The organism is Pseudofrankia coriaricola (assembly GCF_032027725.1).
Classification (GTDB): Bacteria; Actinomycetota; Actinomycetes; order Frankiales; family Frankiaceae; genus Pseudofrankia.
Window position 1 is genome coordinate 98,639 of sequence record NZ_JASNFO010000003.1, and the last position, 24,808, is coordinate 123,446.

Sequence of the window (24,808 nt, forward strand, 5' to 3'; positions counted from 1 at the left end):
GTTACCGGTCGCGGATCTTGTCTATCTGAGGGATCTCTTCGGGGTCCGGGCCGTCCACGGCGAAGAACGCCTTCAGGCAGTCGACGGCGACGTCCGGCGCGGTTCTCTTCAGGCTCATCGTGAGCACGTTGGCGTCGTTCCAGAGGCGGGCGTTCCTGGCGATCCAGGGCTCCCACGCCTGCGCGGCACGGACCCCGGGGACCTTGTTCGCCGAGATCGCGGTGCCCGTGCCCGTCCAGCACATGAGGACGCCGAAGCGGTACTCACCGTCAGCGACGCCCCTGGCGACGGCCTCGGAAAGCTCCGGCCAGCTCGTCAGGTCGACGATCCTCGTCTCGAAGTTCGCCTCGAGATAGTCCGTCACGGTCGTCACGCACTCGTTGGTGTCATCCGCGCCAAAAATTACCTTGATCTTCTCGGCAGTCACCAGTTCTGCCGCACCTTTCCACTACCCGGCCCACCAACCCGGCGACGTGAAGCCACTCGGTGAAAACAGCGCCGCCCAGCGACGTCGACGCCTGTTTCGTCGCACAATGTTACCACCCGCCTACCACTCCGCATCCCGCCGCCTTTGCCTGGCGACGCGGGAGCGCCATCGAACGACTTCAGTCCGGGCAGGCACCCTGAATTCCGAGAAGCGACGGCAGAGCGGCGGCGAGGGCGCGGAAAGCCTGGCCGCGGTGACTGATCGCGTCCTTCTCGGCGGCGGTGAGCTCGGCGCTGGTCCGGGTCTCACCATCGGGGATGAACAGCGGGTCGTAGCCGAAGCCGTTCTCACCACGCCCGGCGGTGAGCAGCCGGCCGCGCAGCTCGCCGTGGACGACGTGCTCGCGGCCGTCGGGGCTCACGAACGCGGCGGCACAGACGAACGCGGCGCCGCGCCGCTCTCCCGGGACGTCGTCGAGCTGGGCGAGCAGCAACGCGTTGTTCGCCTCGTCGCGCGCGAGCCGGCCGGTGCCGGGCGGGCTGCCCGCCCAGCGGGCGGAGCGGACGCCGGGCATGCCGTTCAGTTCGTCGACAGCGAGCCCCGAGTCGTCGGCGACGGCCGGCAGCCCCGTCGTCGCCACGGCGTCCCTGGCCTTGATCAACGCGTTCTCGGCGAACGTCCGGCCGGTCTCAGGGACCTCCGGCCCTGGCGGCAGCGGTACCAGCTCGACGGGCACCTCGCTCGCGGCGAGGATCCGGTCCAGCTCGGCGAGTTTCGCGTCGTTGCGGCTGGCGAGCACGACTCGCGCGGGTATGCCCGGGGCTGGGGTTCCTGCCGGATCCGGGGTTCCTGCCGGATCGGCGGAGCTCGGGGTTCCTGCCGGATCGGCGGAGCTTGCGGAGCCGATCTGGGAGGTCCGGGAGCCGATCCGGGAGGTTCGACTCACCGGCCACCCCCGAGGCTCGCGGAGCGCGGCGGCGGGCCGGCGGGGAGCGGGCCGGCGAGCACGTCGTTCTGCCGCTGCGCGAGCCGCGTACAGCCGGCGACGGCGAGGTCGAGCAGTGCGTCGAGGGCGGCACGGTCGAAGACGGCGCCCTCGGCGGTGCCCTGGACCTCGACGAACGCGCCGCCGTGGGTGCAGACGACGTTCATGTCCGTGTCGGCGGCCGAGTCCTCGACGTAGGCCAGGTCAAGCATGGGGACACCGCCGACGACGCCGACGCTGATCGCGCTCACTCCGTCGATGATCGCCTTCGACCGGCCGAGCCAGCCGCAGGCGTCGACGAGCGCGACGTACGCACCGGTGATCGCGGCGGTGCGGGTACCGCCGTCGGCGAGCAGCACGTCGCAGTCGATCGCGATCGTGTTCTCGCCGAGCTGCTTGAGGTCGATGCAGGCGCGCAGGCTGCGACCGATGAGCCGCGAGATCTCGTGGGTGCGCCCGCCGATCCTGCCGCGGACCGACTCGCGGTCGTTGCGGGTGTTCGTCGCCCGCGGCAGCATCGAGTACTCGGCCGTCACCCAGCCCAGGCCGCTGCCCTTGCGCCAGCGCGGCACCCCCTCGGTCACCGAGGCGGCGCACAGCACCCGCGTCCTGCCCGCCGAGATAAGCGCGGATCCCTCCGCGTGCTCCTGCCAACCGCGAAGAATCGTCACGTCCCGGAGCTGGTCGGCGGCTCTGCCGTCATGTCTGGTCACGTCCCGGACCTTATCCAGCCCTTCCCCACGGACTGGCCAGCCGGGGACCCGGCGCCCGTCGGGCCGCCGTCAGATCTCGTACGAGGCGCCGGGGGCGGCCACGGTGGTCTTGCCGCTGTAGGCGGCGGTGGCCTCCGCCTCGCTGCGGGCGGCGTCGCCCCAGGGAACCAGGTGGGTGACGACCAGCTGGCCGACGCCGGCCGCTTCGGCGTGCAGGCCGGCCTCGCGGCCGGTCAGGTGCAGGTCGGGCGGGTTGTCCTCATGGTCGAGGAAGGCGGCCTCGCACAGGAACAGGTCGCTGTCCCTGGCGAGACGGACCAGCTTCTCGCACGGGCCGGTGTCGCCGGAGTAGGTCAGCACCTTGTCGTCCGCGCTGATCCGCACGCCGTAGGCCTCCACGGGGTGGGCGACGCGGGCCAGATCGACGAGGAACGGTCCGATGTGCACCCGGCCCGGGCCGATCGTCTGGAAGTCGTAGATATCGGCCAGGGAGTCCTCTGGCCATCGCTCGAAGGCGCCGCACAGCCGCTCCCGGGTGTTGATCGGCCCGTAGACCGGCAGCTTGGGCGGCATGCCCTGCGGGTGGTAGCGGCGCGCGTAGCTCTGCACGACGAGGTCGAGGCAGTGGTCGCCATGCAGGTGGCTGAGCAGGACGGCATCGACGTCGCGCAGGTCACAGTGCCGCTGGAGCTCTCCGAGTGACCCGTTGCCCGCGTCGAGAACCAGGCGGAACCCGTCGGACTCGACAAGGTAGGACGAGCATGCGGAGGTCGGGCCCGGATAGGTACCAGAGCAGCCGAGGATCGTCAGTTTCACCGGCGCACCGCCTCCGCCGTCGCGAGGACCGCCGTCGTCATGTCGCCGCTCCCGTCCGGTTCCTCCGCGCTCCCCGCCATGCTCAGGGGCAAGGGGGCCCGCGCGCCAGCGGTGCTGGCACTACTGGCGCGCGGAGCCGGAATACCACCGGCGGGCACGACCTGAGGGTTACCAGCCGGATACGCAGGCAGGACGGCGGCGAGTTCGGGGCCGAGGAATCGGCGGCCGACCCGGGTGAAGGAGCGCGGATCGCCAGTGGCCAAGAACCGATGGACGGGTGGGGGCAGATCAGGATCGCGGAACAGCCCGCCCCGGGCCAGAACCCGGTAGGTGTCCTTCGCGGTCTCCTCAGCACTGCTCACCAGCGTCACCCCTTCCCCCATCACGAGGCCGATAACCCCGGTCAGCAACGGATAATGGGTACATCCGAGGATTAGGGCGTCGACGTCGACATCCTGCAACGGCGCCAGGTATGCCTCGGTGAAGCCGAACAACTGCCGGCCGGTCGTCGTACCGCGTTCGGCGAAGTCAACGAACACCGGGCACGCCACGCTCGTGAGCGTCACGCTCGCCGTCGCGGTCGCGGTCGCGGCGACGGCGGCGTCATAGGCGCGGCTGGTGATGCTCGCGACGGTGCCGATCACCCCGACGCGCCCGGTGCGAGTCGCCGCGACCGCGCGCCTGGCGGCCGGTAGGACAACCTCCACCACCGGCACGTCGTAGCGCTCGCGAGCGTCGCGCAGGCAGGCCGCGCTGGCCGTGGCACACGCGATCACGAGGAGTTTCACGCCCTCGGCGACGAGCGCGTCCATCGCGTCGAGCGCGAGGTCCCGGATGTCCGTAACCGGCCGCGGCTCATACGGGGCGTGCGCGGTGTCGCCGAGATACAGGAGCGACTCATGCGGCAACTGGTCGAGGATGGCCCGGGCCACCGTCAGACCGCCTACGCCGCTGTCGAACACCCCTATCGGCGCGTCGCTCATGAAGGCAAAGACTAAGCCGGAAAACTGGGGATCACTCTGTGGGTGTCATCACCCGAGCATTGGCGGACCGTGGATCTCCGGGTGGGACGTCCAGAAGTGTCCCGATCTTGCCCGCTATGCACCGCCCGTGATGGTGCGCACGCCGCATACGAGACCCACTCTGTCAGGGCCGCTCTGCCAGGGCCGTCCTGTCAGGGTCGCTCCGCCAAGGCCACCGTTCAGGCCGGCTCGCGGGGGGCGCGAGCCGGCTCGGCCGCGGTTCGCCGCGACATCGGCGCACAGGTCGCCATGTGCGGCACACCACATGGGCTCCAGGCCCGCTCGGGTGACGTCCCGCACCCACGGCCCATGGGGCAAGAACAGCACGGATGGGCGCTTCAGCGGCGATATGACGACCAAACAGTGTGTCGTCCGGCAACGACCGACCTCAGGGTGTAACCTGGAAACAACCTGTAATCGATCAGTGACTATCAGCTATCGAGCAGGTAGGTTGAGGACGCGACTGAGGTGTCCGGGCCGATCCATCCGTCCCCGGACCGTGGCACCCCAGTCGCATCCCTCCATCCTGGTTCATCCCAGTCCGGCCCTCTTCGGTGCCTTGTCGCCCGATGGCGTGACGCTGGCGCTCAGGCGACGCGACGCCCATCGGCCGGCGCTCGCCCGTGACGGGAACGCTTCCACCGCCCGAATGGGCCACATGGGCACGTCGTGCTATCAATTCGGCGATTTCGACGGGGTCGCATCCGGCCGGCCCATGCCTGGTGCCGCCCCCGGCAACGTTCGCCCGCCTCGGCGCGGAAGATCGCCAGGACTGTACTCGGATCCGAACTCCGCCCTCGGGCCCATTCGGATCCGAGTACAGAACCGCTGATCAAGCTCACGGCGCGGCGATGCCACCGGGCCAACCTTGCCTGAGGTGGCACCAGCCCTCGGCGATCGACGGATCAGCCGGCCGAGATCAGCCCGGCGGGCGTCTCGCCCACGTCCGTGGCGACGTCCGGGGTGCGCGCACGTCCGGCGCGCGCACCGGCGGCCAGCCAGGCGCCGTAGACCTGCTCGGCGAGCAGCCACGCGTGCCCCGGCCTGGCCCGCCCGGCCGGCGGCGCCGCCACAGCGACGACATCCACGTCGGGCCGGCGGCCAGCCAGGCCGACACCATGGACCGACGCGGCGACGAACACCGCGGGATCGAACCGCGAATCGCCGCCGACCACCCAGCGCCTGGCATACGGCGCGAAGCGCTCGGCAACCCGGACGTGCCGGGTCTGTGCCATCCCGGGGGCGGGCACGACGACCGCATCCAGGGTCAGCGGAGGCTCGACGAGCCGGCTGACCCCGTCCGACGACCACGCGACCACGCCGTCCGGCAGCAGGCTGGTCTCGGCCAGCACGCCCGGGTCCTCGACGAGCACCCCCGCGGGCATCCCGGCGAGCCGGCGCAGTAGTCGCGGGTAACTCATGGCGCCCAGTCCGAACCGGACGCGCCGCTCGTGCTCGGCGGCGTCCAGGCGGAACACCGCGTCCACGGCCCGGCCGTCGAGTTCGGCCCCGACCACCCAGCGCCCCGGGAAAAGGATGTCAATCAGCTCGCCGTCGACAAGCCCGCCAGCTCGCCTCACCGGATGCCTCCCCTCTGGGGTCCGCCGCGGCAGGAAACGCCGGAAGCGGGGGTGAGCCTGTCACGCCTCCTGCGCCGCGAACCTGCCGGACCGCGGGCATCCCGGATCGCCGGATCGCCGACCCGCCAGACCGGCGATCTACCAGATCAGCTTCGCCGATCCGGTCGGAACCCTGTCGCCGATCCGGAGGAACCCTGTCGCCGATCGGCAGGGCCCCTGCCACCGGTCCGGCAGGAACCACGGTTGATGCCTGCCGCCGTTCGCCGCGCCGACGGTCGCCGGCGCGGTGTTACCAGTCGTGCGGTCCTTCGACGTCCCGCCGGGCGGGCGCTCCCATCCCTTCTGACGCCATCTGACGCGCACGTTGCCAGTCTCGTTGCATCCTGCAGCGTGTCGCGTCACGTTGGGACTACTGCGAAGCCACCAATCTCGCTCTACGCACATATAGAAACACCCAACGCAACCGATTCGTCCACCATCGAGTGGCCAGGAGCGTCGCGCGCCACCGCGCCTACCGGACCCACCCGCCGGCCTCCCGCCGATCGATACGCTAGAGGGACGCGGGAGTGGCGGAATGGCAGACGCAGCAGACTTAGGATCTGCCGCCCTAGGGCGTGGGGGTTCAAGTCCCCCCTCCCGCACACAGCCTGGCTAGCAGGTGTTGTGGCGAGGCAGCAAGCGTCGCGCTGGCTGCGATCAGGCACGGCACGGACTGGCTTCGCGGACCGGCCGGTTCTGGATCATTACCCTTCGTGCATGCCCAGAGGGTTACGTAGAGCGCCTGCCTAGTAGCTCGTTCCGCATCCGGGCGTACGCCGGAGTCGACCCGCTGACCGGCAAAGAGGTCTACCTGAAGGAGACCGTCAAGCGCGCGGAGACCGTTGAGCCGGCCAAGCAGCGGCTACTGGCGAGCGCCGAGGCCGGAAAGCGGCCCGAGAACGCAGCGACGGTCAAGCACCTTGTCGCCGAGTACTTGGCGACGGCCGACATTGAGCCGACCACGCGCCACATGTACGCCGGCGTCGACCTCCGCACCACGGCGGGCCTCCTCGGCCATGGCAGCGGCGGCGCCACGCTGCGCGTCTACGCCCACCGCACCACCGAAGCCGACCGCCGCGCTGCCACAGTCCCGCCACCGTCAAGCAGCTGGTCGACTGGCTTCCTTTAGGAACTCAAAATGGACAGATCCTGAACACTCCGGATGTCCTGGGCCCTGGCGCCATCTGACCACAAGAGTCCGGCTGGATACCAGCCCTCCGCGTTTGGTCCAGCCCGGGGATGCATTCTTGCATCTCCTGAGGCAGGCTTCAGGCACTCCCGCCGGGGGTTCGGCACCGCATCGTTGCAGGCCGATCATTACATCAGGTCAGAATTCAGGGGATGACCGTGTCCCGATTTTGTCGGAGTCAACTACTAGTATTGACCGCGCTGTTCGTTGCCACTGCGATCGCCGCGACATTCGGCCTGGGTGCCCTACCGGCATCGGCCGCGCCAGCGATGACAGCGAAGACCCTGCCGGTCAAGGGTGTACCCGGGGTAACCCAGCTCTGCGGGCCGGCCGCCGACTATTCCTGCACAGCCGGCGGATACGCTGGCAAAAGTACGGGATGGCCGGGAGAGAGATACGGCGCCGGCGCAGCGAGCAGTAACGCCTACGGTTATCACAATTGCACCCTGTATGTCGCATACCGGCTCGCCCAGAACGGTTTTCCCGACCCTGGGTGGCACACTAACGCCAACCTATGGGCAGTTCAAGCAGCCTCGGCCGGGACCTCAGTCAACCAGACACCGAGCGTTGGATCCGTGGCACAGTGGAACGGTGGGCTGAACGGGCACGTCGCGTACGTCGAAGTCGTCACCGCGTCATACATCGAGGTAACCGAGGACGTGTACCAGGACAACTGGACTGGCCGCGTCCGCATCCAGACTGGAACAGCGGCCTGGCCCGACAACTTCATCCACTTCGGAAGTTCGGCGCCGGCAGGCCAGCAGGTCGCCCCTGACAACGGGAAGGACCTGCCGTCCTCCCTTGTCCCGTTTACGGACATTCTCGGCCAACTACTGCCGGGATTGCTCCACTAAAGCCAGGCGGACCTCGCCCTACCCGACCTGTAGCTCCTGTGTATGACAGCGCCAAACTCCCGCCGCGGCCAGCCTGACCACGGGCACGAGAACAATGAGCGAACTAATGAACACAGTGCTCACGCCGCAGGCGGCGGGCAGGGAGCCACCAGGGAGGCGGCCGGGCTTATGCCAGTCATGAATGTTCAGATGACCGCCGATCTCGGCGGACGCCGCGCTTGCGCAGCAGCGCCTTTACGGCCGTCTGGCTGATCGAGTATCGCTCGGCCAAGCCGCGGGCAGTGGCGCCCGCCAAGTACACGCTGATCAGGGACTCGATGTCCGAGGCCGGGAGCCGGTCAACGATCGCGTGCCGTCGAGGCACTTGGCCGGACCCCGTGAGGCCGGCAAGCCCCGGAGCGTCCGTTTGATCGTCGCCGGCAGACACCACGGACCAGGTGGTTCGGAGGTCGTGGAGCCGCTCTGGCCGGTTCAAGTAGCGGCCAAGGAGGTGCACCAGCTTATCTACCAGGCTTTTTACGCGCAGCGTGGGTCGCAGCGGTGGCCGGTGAAGATCCACGTGGAATACGTCGTGGAATATGGGCCTCTGGATCAGCTGCCGCCCGCGCATGGCCAAGGACCGCACCGACGACGCTGTGTCCACCGAGGGCATGTCGAACGGCTCCCCAGCGGCTCGCTGTGGGTCGTCGTGTTCGCCGGCCGGGACGACGTGACCGGCAAGCCGATCTACCTCAAGGAGACCGTCAAACGCTCCGAAGACGTCGCCGCCGCGCGGGCACGCCTGCTCGCCAAGGCAGGTGCTGGCCGACGACCCGAGCGGAACGCCACCGTCGAGCGCCTGGTCGAGGAGTACCTCGCGACCGCGGATATCGCGCCGACGACCAGGCACACGTACGCCGGCTACGCCCGGCGCAACATCGTGCCGACGATCGGCAAGAAGACGGTGCGCGAGATCCGCACCCGCGCTCTCGAGACCATGTACGCGCGGCTGAGGGGGCCTGCCGGAAGCTCTGCAACGGCAGCTCCACAAGGCCAGGACTCACCAGAAGCGGACCCTCGCACTCGACGAAGTCACCTGCCAACTGCTCCAAGAGGAACACGACCGGATCGCTGGCGCGCTCGCCGAGGTCGACGTCGCACTGGCTGAGCCAGCTGATCGACGGGCCCATCCGTCCTCCAGTGAGACGGGCGCGCCCGAGGTGGACGGTCGATCTTCACCGGCTGTCGATCTTCATCGGTTAGGTTTTGGGTCTCGGTTGTCGGGCCGCGGTGTAGCGGCGTCGGATCTAGGCGGAGGCCCCGGCCCTACGGGCCTGCTGCAGCGTGGCGAAGGCGCCTCGGTCGTTGAGGCGGGGGAACGGCTCCGCGGGCACTGGCACGCCTAGGAAAATGCAGAGCGGCTCCCAGCCCTCGGTGACGTTGAAGACCAGCAGGCGGTCCGCCGGGATCTCGCGCGTCACCTTGGCGACGTGCTCCTCGTAGACCCGCAGGGCGTGGTCCTTGTCGGCGAAGCGTCCCTCGAAGACGCCGTCCCAGATCACCTTGTTGAGCAGCCTGACCAGCGGCTCGACCTCCGGCGGCAGGGTTGCCGGGGCGTTCTGGATCGCCCGGAAGAGCGTGTTGTTCATGCTCTCGTACCACTTCTCCGGGTCACGTACCGAAAGAATTACCTTGGAGGCGGAGTTGTGGGCGGCGAGCTCCCGCCAGAACCGGGCGCCGGGCCAGTCGACGGTCGACCTGTAACCGGTGTATACGGAGTCCCAGTCGACGGGTTTGCCCTCGACCGCGTCCAGCCAGTCGAAAACGGTATCGCGCCGCTTGAACACCTCAGAGCCGTGATGGCAGGGGCCGAAGCCGAGCTGCTCAAGGGCGGCCTTGAGTGAGCGAGTTCCGGTGCGCCCGAAGCCCGCGCCGACGATGTCGACCATGTCCCTCCTCGGAAGGTTGCGATGAGGCAACGCTATCGAGGCCGCCAGCCGGGTCAGCATGAACCCTCCCGGCCAGGACGAAGAGCGCCTTGTCACGCCTCAATGTCCGACAGCGACCAGAGACGTGGTAGCGTCCTCCGCCGCCACAACACCACATTCCTCACCGGAATTACGGTGAAACGCGGGGAGCGCCGAGGCCTGCCGGGCGTCGATCGACGGACCGCGGTGCTCACCTTCGACGTCCGCCGGCAGTCTGACTCTCCGGTCGAGTTGCCCCCGTGCGACACCGGCCAGCCCGACACCGCGACCGATCGGCATCCCCAGGACGACTGGTCTCCCGACTGTCGATATCAGGACGCGAAGGCCACAGTCTCGACTTGCACGACTACGGTGCAGAACGTGATGAAGGGGGGATCGCGTGGATCCGGAATTGGCGGCGTTGGCTGCTACGGCGGCCACCACGCTGGTGGCGTCGCTGGCTACCGACGGGTGGGAACGGGCCAAGAGCGCGATGGGCAGCCTCTGGCGGCGGGTGCATCCCGACCGTGCGGACGCCGTCGAGGCTGACCTGGTCGATATCCGCGCCGAGGTGCTTGCGGCGCGTGAGGCCGGCGATGAGCGAACCGAGCAGGTGCTGGCCGAAGAATGGCGGTCCCGGCTGCGGAGGCTGCTGGCCAGCGACCCGCAGCTCGCCAATGAGCTACGGCAGATCGTGGCCGAGCTGACCCCGAAGCTGCCGGAGATGGACCAGGCACGTATCGGGCAGATCAGCATGACCGCGACGGCCTCGGACCACAGTCACATCATCCAGCTCGGCCAGGGAACCCAGAGCATCGTCGACCGATGAGCCAACCCGATCAGGCTGATCCGCAGCGGATCCAGCTTCACGCAGACGCGAGTGGGCACGCCAGCGTCATACAGCTGGGACAGGGCACTCAACACATCTACTACGCGGCTGACAGCGGACCGGCACCCCGCGCGTTGGCCACGGCGATCCGGACCCTGCCTCGAGACATCTCCGCGTTCACCGGCCGTAGGAGGGAGCTGGACCGGCTGGTCGATGCCGGCAGCCGGGCAGCCGAGTCGGGCCAAGCCGTGGGGATACACGTGATAGACGGGATGGCGGGGGTTGGTAAGACGGCGTTCGCGGTCCACGCCGCGCACCTGTTGGCTCCCCGTTTCCCGGATGGACAGATCTTCCTTGACCTGCATGCCCATACACCCGGGCAGCGCCCCGTCGACGCTGGCGACGCTCTACGCGTTCTCCTGCTGACCACCGGGGTGGCCGCGCACTTGTTACCCGCCGACCTCGACAGTCGTAGCGCGATGTGGCGCGACCGGCTCGCCGGACGCAGAATGCTGATCCTGCTCGATGACGCTGCGAGCCACGAGCAGGTACGGCCGCTGCTGCCGGCGACGCCCGGTTCCCTCGTGCTGATCACCAGCAGACGTCGCCTTGCCGCATTGGAAGACGTTGTCCCGCTCAGCCTGGACACGCTACACCCGGCACAGGCCAGTGAGCTGTTCACTCGCCTGGCTCCCGCCTCCCGCAGTGAGCCGGACGCCGTCGCCCAGGTGGTGGATCTGTGCGGGTACCTTCCGCTAGCCATCGGGTTGCTGGCGGGCCAGTTGCGCCACCGTCCGTCCTGGACCGTGACGCACCTGGCCGCCGATCTCGGGACGGCGCAGGACCGGCTCGCTGACATGCAGGCCGAGAACGTCGCTGTCACGGCCGCGTTCGATCTGTCCTTCAATGATCTACCCGCCGAGAAACAGCGCCTGTTCCGCCGCCTCGGTCTTCACCCCGGCCCCGACCTCGACGCCTACGCGGCCGCTGCCCTCGACGACACCGATCTCACCCACGCCCGGTGGGCGCTTGACACCCTCTACGACCACCACCTCATTACCGAACCAGCTCGCGGCCGCTACCGCTTCCACGACCTGATCCGCGCCTACGCCCACAATCTCGCTCGTCACGACGCCCCCGCTGAGCGCGACGCGGCCGTCGACCGGCTCTACAGCTACTACCTACGCGCCGCGGCCGCCGCGAACCGCCATATCGCGTGGCGCAGCGACCCTACCGAGCCTCCGCTTGCCCACTCCGCGGCCGCGGTTCCCGACGTGGACACCCGGAGCAGGGCGTTGGCTGGAAACCGAGCGCCCCAATCTCACCGCCAGCGTGGACCACGCCGCCGCGAGCGGGCGGTATGCCCACGCCAACCACCTCGCCGCCGCGATGTACTCCTTCCTGCGAAGCGCGGGACACTGGGACCAAGCCCTCGCCATACATCAGACCGCCGTCACGGCGGCACGCCTCGACGGCGACCGGCTCGGCCAGGCGAGGGCCCTCAGCGATCTCGGTGCCATGCAGAGGCTGACCGACGACTATCCGGCCGCGACTGCCAGCCTTACCGAGGCCATCGGCCTCTACCGCGACCTCGGCCGTCGACTCGGCGAGGCCATGGCGCTCAACGATCTCGGCGCTGTGCAGCACGTGACCGGCGACTACCCGGCCGCGACCGCCACCCTCACCGACGCCCTCGACCTCTACCGCGACCTCGGCCACCGACTCGGCCAGGCAGAAGCCCTCAACCGCCAAGGCGAGCTGCTACTCGTTTCCTCCAGTCGAGACGATGCGCGCGAACGCCACGATCAGGCCCTCCGCCTGGCCCGTGAACTGCATAACCCTCTCGAGGAGGCGCGTGCCCTGGAGGGAATCGGCCGGTGCCTGATCCACGCTCGCGATACCGAGGATGGTGTCAACCACCTCCAGCGGGCACTTACGATCTACCGGCGGATAGGAGTACCCGAAACCGAGCGGGTCACAGCGACGCTCGCCGAGTTCCGAAGCACGACGGTCGTCCCCGACGCAACCGGCGACCACGAATAGTGCAAGACGAACGGCGCACCAGGAACAGGGAACACAGGCCCACCTCAACCTCGTCGCCTCGGTCCAGAACCCACGGGCGCGGCGGGATGGGTACCTGTTTCCGGCCGGCCTCGGGCGGGTTGGTGATCCCCAGCGCTGTCGTGATTCGGCGTAGCTGAAGTTGGACATCGCCGTCGATGAGGACCGCGCCTTGACTGGTGATCCTTTCGCTCGATGGAGTGGCTGGCAGTCACCGCCGGCGCGCGCCGCGGCGAGCTGCGCGAACTCCGCTGGAACAACCTCGACCTCGCCGCCGGAACCATGCGGGTCGCGCAGAACTACGCCGTCCGGGGCGGCAAGAAGCTCCATAAGGCCACCAAGACTCACCGGAAGCGAACCCTCGCGCTCGACTAGGTCACCTGCCAACTGCTCCCGGACTCAGTGACGCGGCGGATCTCCGCGCTCGCACGGATGGTCGGCGTCGAGGCGCCCATCAAGGGCAGCCTTGGCGGATGGCACGCTTGGTAGGTGGGCGGACCGGCGGAGGAACATAGGCCGGTGCTTGAGGTGCCGTCGCCGGTGGCCGAGCTGTCCGACGACCGGCTGCGCGGGGTGCGGCTCCTGCTCAAGCGGGACGACTTGATCCACCCAGACTTCCCAGGCAACAAGTGGCGGAAGTTGGCCGGCAACCTGGCCGCGGCCGCCGAGCAGGGCGCAGGCACGCTGCTCACGTTCGGCGGGGCGTATTCGAACCACATCGCAGCGACCGCCGCGGCCGGCTGGCACCTCGGCTTCCGAACGGTCGGTGTGATTCGAGGGGAGGAGCACCTGCCGCTCAATCCGGTTCTGGCTCGCGCAACCGAGCAGCATGGGATGCGGCTGACCTACCTCGACCGGACCCGCTACCGGGCCAAGCAAGACCCGGTCCTGATCGCCGAGCTCGCCGCCGAGTTCGGTCCGTTCTACCTGCTTCCCGAAGGCGGCAGCAACGAACTGGCGGTCGCCGGCTGCGCCCAGCTGGCCGCCGAGCTCATCGGCCAGGTCCCCGACGTCGACATGGTGGTCTGCCCAGTCGGCACCGGCGGTACCCTCGCAGGCCTCGCCGGCGGCCTGGCTCCGGACCGGCAGACGATCGGGATCTCTGTGCTTAAAGGCGGCGGTTTCCTCGCCGACGAGGTCGCTACGCTCCAGCGGGCCGCATTCGGCCATCCGACCGCCAACTGGCGCGTGGTCGAGGAGTTCCACTTCGGCGGCTACGCCCGACGCACGCCGGCGCTGGACGCTTTCATCGACGACTTCGCCGACCGACACGGACTGGTCCTGGAATGGGTGTACGTCGCGAAGATGATGTACGGCCTGTTCGCGATGGTCGCCGACGGGCGGATCCCGGCCAGCTCGACCGTCGTCGCGATCATCACTGGCCGATGCGAGGACGTCGTCAGACCTTGAGGTGATACTCGCGGGCAGTACGCGCGGACACCGACCGGTTGACCCAGGGTCCGGGTCCAGTCTCCACTGTTGATCACCGCCGCCGGCGCGATTGGCGGCCTGGTGTTCGGCGCTGGGACGGGGTCGAGAAGTAGGCGGGCCGTGACCGCGGAGGCGTCAGCCGCACCGCCGCTGGCGGTGTGTCAGCTGCGGGTTGTGCTCGCCGGGGTCAGTCCGGGGATCGGGACGGGGATCCGAGGTACCGGGCAGAGATCAGGTGGGGGATTGTGGTGGGGAGGCAGCGGGCGGGCGTGCTTTCCGCGCTCCGAGACCGGCGCCGATCACGCCGATGGTGAGGCCGAGCACGGGGAAGATGCCGAGGGCGAATACCAGGGCGTCGGTCAGGTTCGCGCCGACGGCGGCTGGCTCGCCCTCGCCGGTGAGTAGCGTGCCGTCGATCGCGTGACGGCGCAGCCCCTCGGACAGCCAGAGGGCGTAGGTGAGTGGCGTGACGGCGGTCACCATCCAGACGGCGGCCTTTAGGCCCGAGCGGAACGACCGGCCGGCCCGCCTCGCCGCGAACGCCGGGACGAGGAAGACGGCGACCGGTGCGAGCGGGAGCACGAGCGCGAGTGCGAGCACGAGCGGGAGCGGGGGCTGCGTGCCGTCGCTGCGGATCACCAGCAGGAACCAGGCCACGAACACGACAGCGGCGGCGGTGCCGAGGTGGGGTGCGAGCCGGTCGGTGCCCAGCCACCGCGGCGCTGCCAGTGCGACCCACAGGCAGCCGGCCAGCACGGCGGCGAGATACGCGGCCGCCGCTGGCGGCAGGTACTCGGCCGCGGTCGGCTCCCGGCGCAGGAAGATCACGGTTGCGGTGATCGACGCGGCCACGCCGGCGGTCACCAGGACGCTCGGAGCCGGCGCTGGCAGCCGTGGCCGGCGCGAGCGGGCGGCGGCCAGGATCACCAGAGCACCGACCAGCCCCGTGAAGGTCATCGCGAACGCCCTCAGTCCGGGCACCGCGGCGCCGACCGCCGGCCCGGTGGCCGCGACCGAGGCAACGAGCAGCCCGGCCATGAGCGCGAGTACCGGCCAGCCGCCGGCTGGGCGCAGCGACAGCGTGGCCCGGACGCTGCTGAGCGCGAACCGCCACCGGGCCGAACGCCCATCTACCTCGGCCAGCTCGGCGGTCATCGCTCTACCCCACTCGCGGCGGCGTTCGGGTAGCGCGGCGACCGCGGCCGTGAGCAACCGCTGGGGCGGGTCCATCGTGGACATCTGGGAGCCGGTCGCGGACCACCAGTGGTGCAGCGCGAGCCGTGCGGCGAGCACCCACAGCAGCGGCGGGAGTACCAGGAACACGACGGCGGTGTCGGGCGCGGGTAGCGGGTTGGCATGCGCGAGAGCGACACCGTAGAACACCGCCCACACCACGACGATGACCCAGGTCGTGGCGGTCTGAAACGTGCGCAGGGTCCAGCTCATGCGCCCTGCCACCCCACCTTCGAAGCGGACCGTCGGGGCGCCGTCGTGATGGTCGGGGCGGCGGCGAGTTCGGTGGCGAGCACCCGGCCGGAGCCGGTCAGCCGGTACAGGTGGCGTGGTGGCCGGCCGGGGGGGACGTCGGTGTCCCAGGTGGTCTCCAGTAGGCCCCGGTCGGTCAGTCGCATCAGGATCGGGTACATCGAGCCGGGCTTGATGCCCAGTTGCTGGCACAGTTCGTAGCCGTACCGCCAGGCGGTGGGCTTCTCCGCCAGCGCCAGCACCACCGCCGTGGCCTGCGCGGACGGGCGTCGGGTCCGGGTCATGCACTAACTCTACACAGTCAGAGTTAGCGTGTCAGGCTTCCGCCAGGCGCCTTGTCGGTATGTCTCGCTCCCGGCCGCACCGACGGACCGCATTACTTCGTGGCTGGTGCGCCACCCCAGCGTTTCGGCCCCGAAGTCCTATCTCTGACCCCTGATCGTGTGGGCGTCCCCAGCGCGGATCTCACTCGCGCAGACCTGACCGGCGGTGCCCGCGGTCCGGCGTCAGAGGCGCGACACCCGCGCCCGGGCCACCGCCCGTGGCAGCGGAGACCCTCTTCCTGCACCACTGGCTGGCAACCCCGATGCGCCCACGCCCCAGGCTTGGGCCGTCCCGCCGGGTGCCCTCGTGGGCGGCGGCCGCAAGCATCGGGTTGTCGTGCACCCGGAGGTCCCGGGTACAAACCGCCAGCGGTGAAGGCCGCCAGCGTCGTCACCATGACTGCCACGCCGACTGCCACGTCGGCGCCGGATGCTCCGCCAGGTCGGTGATGTCACGCGCCATCCGGCCCAGGGTGACGCCGTGGAGCGGCGCGAGGGACTTCCAGCAGAGGTGGCCCGCGAGACCGTGAGGTTCGAAGATCGCGCGCTGCCGGTAGACGGAACCCTGGGCGCTCGGCGCCGCGGAAAGTTCGAGCCACGCGCGGCCCGGCAGGCGCAGTCTCGGGCGCAGCCGCAGCCGGCGTGGCCGTTCGACATCGTCCACGCGCCACCAGTCGAGGGTTTCGCCGACACGCAGGCCGCCCTGGCGGTGCGGACCGCCCTGGCCGTCCTGGCCATGCGCGACCTGCTCGCGCTGGCGCGTCCCGACGCCCCCGACGAGCCGGTCGATCCATCTCCGGGGCGACCAGGTGACCGGAAGAGGGCACCAGCCGTACTCATAGCCCACGGTCTCGATGGCCTGCCACAGCCGTTCGGCATCCGCGGCGGTGGCGAGTTCTCGTACGTCCTGGTAGACGGTGCCGCCAGACCAGTCGGGATCCGTGGGCAGCGGGTCGGAGGGCGGTCGTGGGGGCCCCGCCTGCGCCGTGGCCCGCGACGAGTGGGAGGGAACGGCCGTCTCCCGGGTCCTGGCCAGTGCGAGCGAGACAGCCTGGTCGTAGTCGATCAGGCCGCGAGCCGGATCCGGGACGTGGGCGGCGATGTCACGGTCATGGCAGCGGACCTCGTGGACGAGCGACGAGATCAGCGGGACAGCGATGCTGTGCGGTACCGGCGTCACGAGGTTGACCCACTGGGCGGACAGCCACGGCGTGAGCAGTGGCACCGGGACGACGACCCGGCGAGGAAGGCCCGCGACCGCGGCGTATCGCCTCATCATCTCCCAGTACGTCAGGACTTCCGGACCGCCGATGTCAAAGCCACGGCTGACTTCGGCGGGCATCAGGTCGGCGGTGCGGGTGAGGTAGTACAGCACGTCCTGGATGGCGATCGGCTGGACGCGAGTGCGCACCCAGCGTGGCGTGATCATAACCGGTAGTCGTTCGGTGAGGTAGCGGAGCATCTCGAAGCTGGCCGACCCCGAGCCGATGATGACGGCGGCCCGCAACACGACCGTCGGCACCCCGGAGTCGAGCAGGATCCGCCCGACCTCCGCACGGGAGGCAAGGTGCGGGGACAGTTCCTGCCCGGACGGGCTGATTCCGCCCAGATAGATGATCCGTCGTACACCGGCCCGCCGGGCCGCGTCCGCGACCGTGTGGGCGGCGGCGCGGTCGCGCTCGACGAAATCGCGCTGGTGCAAGGAGTGGACCAGGTAGTAGAGAACGTCCTGCCCGGCCAGGGCGGCGGCGATCTGGTCCGCGTCGGTGAGATCCGCCGCGACCAGCTCGGCCCGGTGGCGCCAGGGCGCGTCGGCCAGTTTGGCGGGGTTGCGGGCGCCGGCCCGCACCGAGTGCCCCCGGTCGAGCAGCTCGGGGACGAGGCGACTACCGACGTAGCCGGTCGCGCCGACCACCACGCATCTCATGCCGTGACGCTTCCCGCCTCCGGCTCCTTCGACCCTCCGCCGGCCGTCGGCGCCCCTGGCATGGCCTTCTCGGCGGGGCCGCCAGATCTTTGCGTCGCCGAAGTGTGGGTGGAACGTCGCGGTCCGACGCTGGTTGAGCCGGTTCGTCCGGGCGACGAGCCGACACGAGATCGTCTCCGAGCAGTCATCGAAACCATCTCCGAACAGGGGACCGCCATGACCGTCCAGATCACCGGCCGCGTCACCGGCACGCCGCTGACGAGCCTGTCCGCCGAGGAGATCCGGCTCGCGAGCCAGCTGCTGCGTGACGCGGGGCACGTCACGGAGTCGACCCGGTTCGCCTATGTCGGGTTGCTCGAGCCGCACAAGACCGAGGTCCTCGCGGCGCTCGCCGGTACGGGACCCGTCCCCGACCGGCGTGCCAGGGTGTTCCTCCTGGACACCGCGTCCGGGGCGTCCCTGGACGCGACTGTCAACCTCGCGACGCGTGCCGTCACGGCTGCCCCGGTCCATCCGTCCCGAGGTCAGCTGCCGATCCTCATCGACGAGTTCGCCTCCATCGACCCGATCGTGCGGGCCGACGACGGGTGGGTCGCCGCGCTCGCCAGGCGGGGCCTCGCGGCCGACGAGGTGGCAACCGTGCCGCTGTCACCCGGCCACTACGAGAACCCCGGCGAGGAAGGCAGGCGGATCATCCGCGTCTTCGCCTTCCAGTCGTCCGACCCGGCCGACCACCCGTGGGCGCACCCGGTGGACGGCCTGTGCGCGTATGTGGACGTCATCGCCAGGCAGGTCATCCGCGTCCTCGACGCGGAGATGCTGCCGGTGCCGCCGGAGCCCAGCAAGTTCCACCTGGAGGAGGGCCGCCCGGCGCCGCTGGCGGGTCTCAAGCCGATTGAGATCACCCAGCCCGAGGGCCCATCGTTCATCGTCGACGGCGACCGGGTCACTTGGGCGAACTGGTCGTTCGGCATCGGCTTCGACGCCCGCGAGGGGCTGGTCCTCCACAACCTCGCCTTCGCCGACCCCGACCACGGCGGCGAGGTGCGGCCCGTGATCTACCGGGCCTCGATCGCCGAGATGGTGGTCCCGTACGCCGACCCGTCGCCCACCCGTTACTGGCAGAACTACTTCGACACCGGCGAGTACATCTTCGGCCGTTTCGCGAACAGCCTCCGCCTCGGCTGCGACTGCCTTGGCGAGATCAGGTACTTCGACGTGACGCTCGCCGACGAGTTCGGCAACCCGCAGACGATCGGCAACGCGGTCTGCATGCACGAGGAGGACTTCGGCACGCTCTGGAAGCACACGGACCTCTTCGTCGAGGGCGTCTCGGAGGTGCGCCGCCAACGCCGCCTGGTGGTCTCGTTCTTCACGACCGTCGGTAACTACGACTACGGCTTCTACTGGTACCTCTACCTCGACGGAAAGATCGAGTGCGAGGCCAAGCTGACCGGCATCCTCTTCCCGTCCGCCTACAAGGGGATGGAGGAGTGGCCGTACGCGACCGAGGTCGCGCCGGGGCTGGGGGCGCCGTTCCACCAGCACCTGTTCAGCGCCCGGCTGGACATGATGGTCGATGGACCGTTGAACGCCGTGGACGAGGTCGAGGCCGTCCGCGTGCCTGTGAGCGAGTCCAACCCGTGGGGGAACGCGTTCACCTACTCCAGGACGCGGATCGCCTCGGAAGCCGACGCCGCGCGGTCGGCGGACGCATCCACCGGCCGGGCCTGGCACATCGTCAGCACCGAGCGCACCAACCGGCTGGGGCAGCCGACCGCATACCTCCTGAAGGCGGAGCAGAACCCGACGCTGCTGGCCGACCCGGGCGCGTCGGTGACCAGGCGCGCCGCCTACGCCACCAGGCAGGTCTGGGTGACCGCCTACTCACCGAACGAGCGCTACCCGGCCGGCGAGTTCGTGAACCAGAACCCGGGTGGCGACGGTCTGCCCGCCTACCAGGCGGCCGGGCGCGACCTCGACGGCGCCGACCTGGTCATCTGGCACACCTTCGGCGTGACGCACTTCCCGCGGCCCGAGGACTGGCCGGTCATGCCGGTCGACTACGCCAAGTTCGCGCTGATCCCGTACGGGTTCTTCGACCGCAACCCCGCGCTGAACGTCCCGGCGAACACCCCCAGGCACAGCGGCGGCCCCTGCTGCCACTCGGGTGAGGAATCTCCAGCTTAGGTGGTTCAGATCATCCGGCCCGCATGCCTCGGATCATCTGACTCAGGCGACGCCTTCCTCGCCGGCGTCACGTTCTACCTCGGCCCCCGCGCCTACACCTTGCGAAGACCGCATCCACGTCATGCCGGTCGACCAGCTCTGGAGCCCCTGACTCGACGGCCCGGTCAGGCCCAGAGCTTGCCCTCCAGGGCCGCTTCCGCGTCCTCCAACGTTCCCGCGTAGGCGCCCGTGGACAGGTACTTCCAGCCGCCGTCGCAGACGATGAACGCGATGTCCGCGCGCTTGCCCTCCTTGACGGCGCGGTCGGCCTGGGCCAGCGCGGCGTGCAGGATCGCGCCGGAGGAGATGCCGGCGAAGATGCCCTCCTCGGCGACCAGCTCGCGGGTACGCCGCAGCGCCTCCTTCGGGCCCACCGAGTACCGCGACGTCAGCACCGCCGGGTCGTAGAGCTCAGGCACGAAGCCCTCGTCGATGTTGCGCAGGCCGTAGACCAGCTCGCCGTAGCGTGGCTCGGCGGCGACGACCGTGATGCCCGGCACGCGCTCCCTCAGGTAGCGACCGGTGCCCATCAGGGTGCCCGTGGTGCCGAGGCCGGCGACGAAGTGGGTGATGCTCGGCAGGTCCTCAAGGATCTCCGGGCCGGTCGTCTCGTAGTGCGCCTGCGCGTTCGCCGGGTTGCCGTACTGGTAGAGCATCACCCAGTCGGGGTGCTCCGCCGCCAGCCGCTTGGCGACGGCGACCGCCTCGTTCGAGCCGCCCGCCGCCGCCGAGTAGATGATCTCCGCGCCCCACATCGCCAGAAGCTGCCGGCGCTCGATGGAGGTGTTCTCCGGCATGACGCAGATCAGGCGGTAGCCACGCTGGCGACAGACCATCGCCAGCGAGATCCCGGTGTTGCCGGATGTCGGCTCCAACACCGTCGCGCCGGGGCTGAGCACGCCGCGCTTCTCGGCGTCCTGCACCATCCACAGCGCTGCCCGGTCCTTGATCGAGCCGGTGGGGTTGTCCTGCTCCAGCTTGGCCCACAGCCGCACGTCCGCGGACGGTGACAGCCTCGGCAGGCCGACGAGCGGTGTCCGGCCGACGGAGCTCACCAGGGAGTCGTAACGCATGATCTGCTACCGATCTGTGACCTGCTCGCGGCCCGCGGTCAGCCGCCGGCGACGGCGGGCAGGATGGTGACCTCGCCCAAAGTCGCTGGCATCATCGCGGAGCTTGCGGAGCCGCCAGCGACGGCGGGCAGGATGGTGACTTCGGCGCCGTCGGGGAGCTTCGCGTCGAGGCCGCCGAGGAAGCGGACGTCCTCGTCGTTGATGTAGACGTTGACGAAGCGGTGGAGCTCGCCCGCGCCATCGCCGGACACCAGGCGGCCGCGGAGACCCTCGTGGCGGGTGTCGAGGTCGAGGAACAACGCGCCGAGGGTGTCCCCCGTGCCCTCCACGAGCTTCGAACCGCCGGTGTAGGTGCGCAGGATGGTCGGCACGCGGACCTTGACTGCCATGGTGTTCCTCGTCTCCCTCGGTTCACTCGCGCCTCTCGCCCGCGGGCGGCGGCGGCGCGCCCGGCGCGTCCGGGCGCGAAACGTACACGTAGTAACCAGCGTCCATGCTCGCGGCCGGACGGCCTGACCGGCGCGGCGAGCGGCCTCCAGTGTTTCAGGGTTCTGGGCCTCGGGGGCCCGCGGCCAGGGAGATGATCGCGTCTTCGGCGATCCCTAGCCGGAACACCGTCGGCGCTGCCTTCGCTTCCCGGCGGCGCGGGCGACCGCGGCGAAGGTCAGTGCGCGCCGCGACAGCTGGCGCTGGCCACCCGGAGCAGGTCGACGTACAGACGCGCGACCAGGCGCAGTTCCGGAACGCCCTCGGCCACCGCGGCGTATGGCCGCATCGGGTGGCGGGGCGCTGTCATAGCAGCCATCGTTGCACAGATATGACACCACCACCGTGGACAGCGGTTCAGACGATCTCGACCGGCTCCTCCGTGATGGCGCCGTCGATGATCCGAAATGACCGGAACTCGGTGACGTCCGGCTCCCTGGTGGAGGCCAGCACGTAGTGCGCGCCCGGCTCGGAGGCGTACGACACATCCGTGCGCGACGGGTATGCCTCGGTCGCGGTGTGCGAGTGGTAGATGACGACGGGCTCCTCGTCCCTGTCGTCCATCTCCCTCCAGACGCGCAGCTGCTCCATCGAGTCGAACCGGTAGAAAGTGGGCGAACGTTCCGCGTTCTCCATCGCGACGAACCGGGCCGGCGTGTCCGAGCCGGCCGGGCCGGCGATCACACCACAGGCCTCGTCCGGGTGGTCACGGCGCGCATGGTCGACGATCGCCTGATGCAGGGCGCGCTCAATTCGCAGCACGCCGAACAAGCTACCCGCCGCCGACATCCCACGCGCCTGCCCGCCAGTCGACAGGGCCCGGAACCGCGCGAGCCCCGGGAGGGCGCCCACCGCCCGCATCTGGCGAGCCGTCCACGCCACCCAGCCAAAGCCAGTGACGGCGCATCGGCGCTGGCGCCCGGGGTCCCTGCCGGATCGGCGAAGCCGATCTGGGAGGTCTGCCAACCACGTCGTCAGCCCGACCCAGCCTGACTACCGCCATATGCCAGGGCCCGGAACCACGTGGGGAGCAGGGTCCCTGCCGGATCGGCGAAGCCGATCTGGGAGGTCAGGCTCAGCGCCCGCGGACCTCCCAGATCGACTCCGCAAGCTCCGTCGATCCGGCAGGGACCCCGGGCGCCGCCCGGTTGCGGGCGCGGAGCGTCCGGCAACGGGAGCGCCCTAGAAGAGGGCGCGGACGAGGTTGTCGACGAGGGCGGTCAGCAGCTCGTACATCTCGACGAACGGGGCGCGCCGGTCGTCGGGCGGCAGCTCGCCGAGCTCGTCGAGGTAGTCGTCGTCGGTGATGCCGAGCCGGGTGCCGAGCACGAGGCGCAGGTCGTTCAGCGTGGTCAGCCAGTCCTGGGCGGCGTCCTCGTCGAGCAGCAGCACCTCGTCGGGCCCGGGCAGGGTCGCGAGCACCCGTCGGGCGGCGGCCCGCTTGTGGGCCAGCGCGTCGTCGGTGCGGCGGCGGCGGAAGTCGCCGGAGGCCAGCGGGTCCTCCGGGTACGGGTCGGGCAGCAGGCGGGCGAGGGCCGGGTCCTCGGGCGGCGGCGGGGCGGTGTCGCGGAGGCCGACGAGCGCCTCCAGCGGGTCGTCGACCGGCGGCGGCTCCAGCATCCCGTCGATCAGCCGCACCAGCTCGGCGAGGATCGTGCCCTCCCAGCGAGGCAGGCGCAGCTCCACGCCGTCGGCCGTCCGCCGGAAGCAGTCCGGGAACCTGTAGTAGAACCCCACGTTCCCGTCCCCATCCAGCGGTATGCCCCAGCTCTGGGGGCGCATCGAACTCACGAGCCAGCTAATCCTGTATGACGGTCGCCCAGAGGCCGTAGGTGTGCAGACGGGCCGCGTCGCGCTCCATCTCGTCGCGGGTGCCGTTGCTCACCGACGCTCTGCCCTTGTGGTGAACGTCAAGCATGAGCTTGCGCGCCGTCGCCTTGTCGTAGCCGAACAGCTTCTGGAAGACGTAGGTCACGTACGACATCAGGTTGATCGGGTCGTTCCAGACGACCGTGACCCACGGCCGGTCGTCGCTGAGCTCCTCGTCGATCTCCTCGACGTCGGCGGGTGAGACGGTCGTTGCGGTCACGATCCCTATTGTTACGCACTCCGCGGCTGCCTTCCCGTCGGGCGGGAGCTCCACACCGACACCTGGGCGGGTCGCTATACGGAGCGACGCAGCAGCGGAGGGTAGAGAGCGGTCGCGGAACCGCGACGGTAGAGCTGGGCGGGACGGCCGCCGCCGCGTGGCGAGCTGACCGCGCCGACGGGGACGACGAAGTCCGGCGTGCTGAGCACCTTGCGCCGGAAGTTGGGCGGGTCCAGGCTCACCCCCCACGCGGCCTCATAGACACGGCGCAGGTCGGCGAGGGTGAACGGCTCCTCGCAGAAGGCCGCCGCCATCGGCGTGTACTCGAGCTTGCTCCGTGCCCGCTCCACCCCGTCGGCGACGATGCGTGGATGGTCAAAGGCCAGTGTCGGGCCCTCCGGCGAGTCCAGGTCCTCGACCGGCCACCAGCGTGCCTGCTGGCCGCGCCGGCCCGGCTCCGGCTGCGGCAGGTTCGGCAGCAGCGCCAGGTAGGCGACGCTGACGACGCGGGCGCGCGGGTCTCGTCCCGGGTCACCGTAGGTGTAGAGCTGCTCCAGGTGGCCCGCCGTGGTGACGCCCGTCTCCTCGGCGAGCTGGCGGCGCGCCGAGGAGTCCAGGTCCTCGTCGGCACCCACGAAGCCGCCCGGCAGCGCCCAGTAGTCCTGGAAGGGGGGCTCGTCGCGCAGGATGACGAGCACGCACAGCCGCCCCGCCCGCAGCGTCAGCAGCACGACGTCGACGGTGACGCTGGTGCTCGGCGGGCCGTGTTCCGTGGCTCCCCCTTCGTCGCGGGTCGTCGCTGGGCTCACCGATCCAGCTTCTCGCACGGCCTGCCGCCTCGCGGAGGCCCGTCCCACGAGCGCCGGAGTCGGACGGGGTCGGGCGGGAAGGTTTGACATGGTTCGCTCCGTGCGGGCACGGCCCTCCGGCGCCGTCCTCGCCTGGCGGCTCGGACGACACCTCCGCGCCGCGTCCTCCTCCGCTCACGGGCGCTGCGGCGACCTCCGCTGCGGCGCGCCTATGTCGCTTCGCTCGTAGGCACGCCTCCGCGGAGGTGTGCCTCCGCGCCCAGCACGGTCACCCGCCGCTGGAGCGTCACGGAAACCGGGCAGGGCACGGGCCGCGGGGGGCACTTCGCTGCGCTCGTGCGGTGGGCTTCACGGCCGAGCAGCGGTTCCCTACGGCTCTGACTTCGGATCAGGGCCGGTTCCGGGTTGGTGACGTTGCCACGCAACGCAACCGCGCTGGGCGCGGAGGCGCGCCTATGCGGAGGCCCGGCTACGGGCGAAGCGAAGTCACCGGGA

General features: G+C 70.0%; 26 protein-coding genes and 1 tRNA gene. 9 read left to right on the forward strand and 18 right to left on the reverse strand.

Annotated elements, in window-relative coordinates; all coding sequences use genetic code 11:
* Position 1 precedes the first annotated feature (1 nt).
* From QOZ89_RS04225 to QOZ89_RS04250, 6 genes are all read right to left on the reverse strand, one after another.
* The gene (locus tag QOZ89_RS04225) at positions 2-427 is read right to left on the reverse strand and encodes an RpiB/LacA/LacB family sugar-phosphate isomerase (protein WP_116271376.1); all 426 of its coding nucleotides are present in this window, start codon (positions 425-427) and stop codon (positions 2-4) included.
* Between the two features lie 178 nt (positions 428-605).
* Entirely contained in the window at positions 606-1,241 is a 636-nt protein-coding gene (gene rdgB, locus QOZ89_RS04230) for an RdgB/HAM1 family non-canonical purine NTP pyrophosphatase (protein WP_312623115.1), read from the reverse strand.
* Positions 1,242-1,369: 128 nt separating this feature from the next.
* Positions 1,370-2,125, reverse strand: a complete 756-nt coding sequence (rph, locus tag QOZ89_RS04235; protein ID WP_071046154.1) for a ribonuclease PH — start codon at positions 2,123-2,125, stop codon at positions 1,370-1,372.
* A 69-nt stretch (positions 2,126-2,194) separates the two neighbouring features.
* Complete coding sequence (locus QOZ89_RS04240) at positions 2,195-2,941, reverse strand: MBL fold metallo-hydrolase (protein ID WP_071046155.1); 747 nt, start codon at positions 2,939-2,941, stop codon at positions 2,195-2,197.
* Positions 2,938-3,924 carry a glutamate racemase gene (gene murI / locus QOZ89_RS04245; RefSeq protein ID WP_312623010.1) on the reverse strand — a complete coding sequence of 329 codons (987 nt, stop codon included), beginning with the start codon at positions 3,922-3,924 and terminating at the stop codon, positions 2,938-2,940. The genes QOZ89_RS04240 and murI overlap by 4 nt, the downstream gene beginning before the upstream one ends.
* A 944-nt stretch (positions 3,925-4,868) precedes the next feature.
* Complete coding sequence (locus QOZ89_RS04250; RefSeq protein WP_071046157.1) at positions 4,869-5,543, reverse strand: hypothetical protein; 675 nt, start codon at positions 5,541-5,543, stop codon at positions 4,869-4,871.
* A gap of 560 nt (positions 5,544-6,103) precedes the next feature.
* Here QOZ89_RS04250 and QOZ89_RS04255 point away from each other — a divergent pair.
* From QOZ89_RS04255 to QOZ89_RS04270, 4 genes are all read left to right on the forward strand, one after another.
* Positions 6,104-6,184, forward strand: a tRNA-Leu gene (locus QOZ89_RS04255).
* A gap of 17 nt (positions 6,185-6,201) precedes the next feature.
* Positions 6,202-6,711: a site-specific integrase gene (locus QOZ89_RS04260; protein WP_071046159.1), complete on the forward strand. Its 510-nt coding sequence runs from the start codon at positions 6,202-6,204 to the stop codon at positions 6,709-6,711.
* A 329-nt stretch (positions 6,712-7,040) separates the two neighbouring features.
* Positions 7,041-7,625, forward strand: a complete 585-nt coding sequence (locus tag QOZ89_RS04265; RefSeq protein WP_241841407.1) for a CHAP domain-containing protein — start codon at positions 7,041-7,043, stop codon at positions 7,623-7,625.
* 451 nt (positions 7,626-8,076) lie between these two features.
* Positions 8,077-8,772: a tyrosine-type recombinase/integrase gene (locus tag QOZ89_RS04270; RefSeq protein WP_312623011.1), complete on the forward strand. Its 696-nt coding sequence runs from the start codon at positions 8,077-8,079 to the stop codon at positions 8,770-8,772.
* A 139-nt stretch (positions 8,773-8,911) separates the two neighbouring features.
* On the opposite strand, the gene QOZ89_RS04275 is transcribed toward QOZ89_RS04270, so the two are convergent.
* Positions 8,912-9,553, reverse strand: coding sequence for a sulfotransferase family protein (locus tag QOZ89_RS04275; RefSeq protein WP_071046162.1), 642 nt, complete (start codon positions 9,551-9,553; stop codon positions 8,912-8,914).
* A gap of 418 nt (positions 9,554-9,971) precedes the next feature.
* On the opposite strand from QOZ89_RS04275, the gene QOZ89_RS04280 reads away from it, so the two are divergent.
* On the forward strand, positions 9,972-10,400 hold the full coding sequence (locus QOZ89_RS04280) for a hypothetical protein (RefSeq protein WP_071046163.1): 429 nt from the start codon (positions 9,972-9,974) through the stop codon (positions 10,398-10,400).
* 911 nt (positions 10,401-11,311) lie between these two features.
* Here QOZ89_RS04280 and QOZ89_RS04285 read toward each other — a convergent pair.
* Complete coding sequence (locus tag QOZ89_RS04285) at positions 11,312-11,491, reverse strand: hypothetical protein (protein WP_312623012.1); 180 nt, start codon at positions 11,489-11,491, stop codon at positions 11,312-11,314.
* A 154-nt stretch (positions 11,492-11,645) separates the two neighbouring features.
* Here QOZ89_RS04285 and QOZ89_RS04290 point away from each other — a divergent pair, with 154 nt between their 5' ends.
* The 3 genes from QOZ89_RS04290 to QOZ89_RS04300 all read left to right on the forward strand — a co-directional run bounded on the left by QOZ89_RS04290 (position 11,646) and on the right by QOZ89_RS04300 (position 13,871).
* Positions 11,646-12,443: a tetratricopeptide repeat protein gene (locus QOZ89_RS04290; RefSeq protein ID WP_312623013.1), complete on the forward strand. Its 798-nt coding sequence runs from the start codon at positions 11,646-11,648 to the stop codon at positions 12,441-12,443.
* A gap of 213 nt (positions 12,444-12,656) precedes the next feature.
* Complete coding sequence (locus tag QOZ89_RS04295) at positions 12,657-12,836, forward strand: site-specific integrase (RefSeq protein ID WP_071046165.1); 180 nt, start codon at positions 12,657-12,659, stop codon at positions 12,834-12,836.
* 144 nt (positions 12,837-12,980) lie between these two features.
* Positions 12,981-13,871 carry a 1-aminocyclopropane-1-carboxylate deaminase/D-cysteine desulfhydrase gene (locus QOZ89_RS04300; RefSeq protein WP_071046166.1) on the forward strand — a complete coding sequence of 297 codons (891 nt, stop codon included), beginning with the start codon at positions 12,981-12,983 and terminating at the stop codon, positions 13,869-13,871.
* 252 nt (positions 13,872-14,123) lie between these two features.
* Here QOZ89_RS04300 and QOZ89_RS04305 read toward each other — a convergent pair whose 3' ends face one another.
* From QOZ89_RS04305 to QOZ89_RS04315, 3 genes are all read right to left on the reverse strand, one after another.
* The gene (locus QOZ89_RS04305; protein ID WP_312623014.1) at positions 14,124-15,338 is read right to left on the reverse strand and encodes a serine/threonine-protein kinase; all 1,215 of its coding nucleotides are present in this window, start codon (positions 15,336-15,338) and stop codon (positions 14,124-14,126) included.
* The gene (locus QOZ89_RS04310) at positions 15,335-15,661 is read right to left on the reverse strand and encodes a PadR family transcriptional regulator (protein ID WP_312623016.1); all 327 of its coding nucleotides are present in this window, start codon (positions 15,659-15,661) and stop codon (positions 15,335-15,337) included. The genes QOZ89_RS04305 and QOZ89_RS04310 overlap by 4 nt, the downstream gene beginning before the upstream one ends.
* A gap of 430 nt (positions 15,662-16,091) precedes the next feature.
* On the reverse strand, positions 16,092-17,627 hold the full coding sequence (locus tag QOZ89_RS04315; RefSeq protein ID WP_312623017.1) for a DUF2867 domain-containing protein: 1,536 nt from the start codon (positions 17,625-17,627) through the stop codon (positions 16,092-16,094).
* A 216-nt stretch (positions 17,628-17,843) separates the two neighbouring features.
* Here QOZ89_RS04315 and QOZ89_RS04320 point away from each other — a divergent pair, with 216 nt between their 5' ends.
* A complete protein-coding gene (locus QOZ89_RS04320; protein ID WP_312623018.1) occupies positions 17,844-19,817 on the forward strand; it encodes a primary-amine oxidase in 1,974 nt (657 codons plus the stop codon).
* 164 nt (positions 19,818-19,981) lie between these two features.
* Here QOZ89_RS04320 and QOZ89_RS04325 read toward each other — a convergent pair whose 3' ends face one another.
* The 7 genes from QOZ89_RS04325 to QOZ89_RS04355 all read right to left on the reverse strand — a co-directional run bounded on the left by QOZ89_RS04325 (position 19,982) and on the right by QOZ89_RS04355 (position 24,313).
* Positions 19,982-20,929, reverse strand: coding sequence for a PLP-dependent cysteine synthase family protein (locus QOZ89_RS04325; RefSeq protein WP_312623019.1), 948 nt, complete (start codon positions 20,927-20,929; stop codon positions 19,982-19,984).
* Between the two features lie 38 nt (positions 20,930-20,967).
* Entirely contained in the window at positions 20,968-21,318 is a 351-nt protein-coding gene (locus tag QOZ89_RS04330; protein WP_312623020.1) for a MoaD/ThiS family protein, read from the reverse strand.
* A 275-nt stretch (positions 21,319-21,593) separates the two neighbouring features.
* Complete coding sequence (locus QOZ89_RS04335) at positions 21,594-21,725, reverse strand: putative leader peptide (RefSeq protein ID WP_274536475.1); 132 nt, start codon at positions 21,723-21,725, stop codon at positions 21,594-21,596.
* 47 nt (positions 21,726-21,772) lie between these two features.
* A complete protein-coding gene (locus QOZ89_RS04340) occupies positions 21,773-22,267 on the reverse strand; it encodes a M67 family metallopeptidase (protein ID WP_491677100.1) in 495 nt (164 codons plus the stop codon).
* A gap of 330 nt (positions 22,268-22,597) precedes the next feature.
* Positions 22,598-23,197, reverse strand: coding sequence for a DUF2017 domain-containing protein (locus QOZ89_RS04345; RefSeq protein ID WP_241841409.1), 600 nt, complete (start codon positions 23,195-23,197; stop codon positions 22,598-22,600).
* Between the two features lie 16 nt (positions 23,198-23,213).
* Positions 23,214-23,504, reverse strand: a complete 291-nt coding sequence (gene clpS, locus QOZ89_RS04350) for an ATP-dependent Clp protease adapter ClpS (protein WP_071046172.1) — start codon at positions 23,502-23,504, stop codon at positions 23,214-23,216.
* Between the two features lie 74 nt (positions 23,505-23,578).
* Positions 23,579-24,313 carry an NUDIX hydrolase gene (locus tag QOZ89_RS04355; protein WP_071046173.1) on the reverse strand — a complete coding sequence of 245 codons (735 nt, stop codon included), beginning with the start codon at positions 24,311-24,313 and terminating at the stop codon, positions 23,579-23,581.
* Positions 24,314-24,808: the final 495 nt, after the last annotated feature.

Excerpts from the sequence above, each read along its gene's own strand:
- QOZ89_RS04295 (WP_071046165.1), top strand. The coding sequence starts at position 12,657 with ATGGAGTGGCTGGCAGTCACCGCCGGCGCGCGCCGCGGCGAGCTGCGC.
- QOZ89_RS04345 (WP_241841409.1), bottom strand. The coding sequence starts at position 23,197 with ATGCGCCCCCAGAGCTGGGGCATACCGCTGGATGGGGACGGGAACGTG.
- QOZ89_RS04310 (WP_312623016.1), bottom strand. The coding sequence starts at position 15,661 with ATGACCCGGACCCGACGCCCGTCCGCGCAGGCCACGGCGGTGGTGCTG.
- QOZ89_RS04335 (WP_274536475.1), bottom strand. The coding sequence starts at position 21,725 with ATGACAGCGCCCCGCCACCCGATGCGGCCATACGCCGCGGTGGCCGAG.
- QOZ89_RS04330 (WP_312623020.1), bottom strand. The coding sequence starts at position 21,318 with ATGGCAGTCAAGGTCCGCGTGCCGACCATCCTGCGCACCTACACCGGC.
- QOZ89_RS04275 (WP_071046162.1), bottom strand. The coding sequence starts at position 9,553 with ATGGTCGACATCGTCGGCGCGGGCTTCGGGCGCACCGGAACTCGCTCA.
- murI (WP_312623010.1), bottom strand. The coding sequence starts at position 3,924 with ATGAGCGACGCGCCGATAGGGGTGTTCGACAGCGGCGTAGGCGGTCTG.
- QOZ89_RS04265 (WP_241841407.1), top strand. The coding sequence starts at position 7,041 with ATGACAGCGAAGACCCTGCCGGTCAAGGGTGTACCCGGGGTAACCCAG.
- QOZ89_RS04325 (WP_312623019.1), bottom strand. The coding sequence starts at position 20,929 with ATGCGTTACGACTCCCTGGTGAGCTCCGTCGGCCGGACACCGCTCGTC.
- QOZ89_RS04315 (WP_312623017.1), bottom strand. The coding sequence starts at position 17,627 with ATGAGATGCGTGGTGGTCGGCGCGACCGGCTACGTCGGTAGTCGCCTC.
- QOZ89_RS04305 (WP_312623014.1), bottom strand. The coding sequence starts at position 15,338 with ATGAGCTGGACCCTGCGCACGTTTCAGACCGCCACGACCTGGGTCATC.
- QOZ89_RS04320 (WP_312623018.1), top strand. The coding sequence starts at position 17,844 with ATGACCGTCCAGATCACCGGCCGCGTCACCGGCACGCCGCTGACGAGC.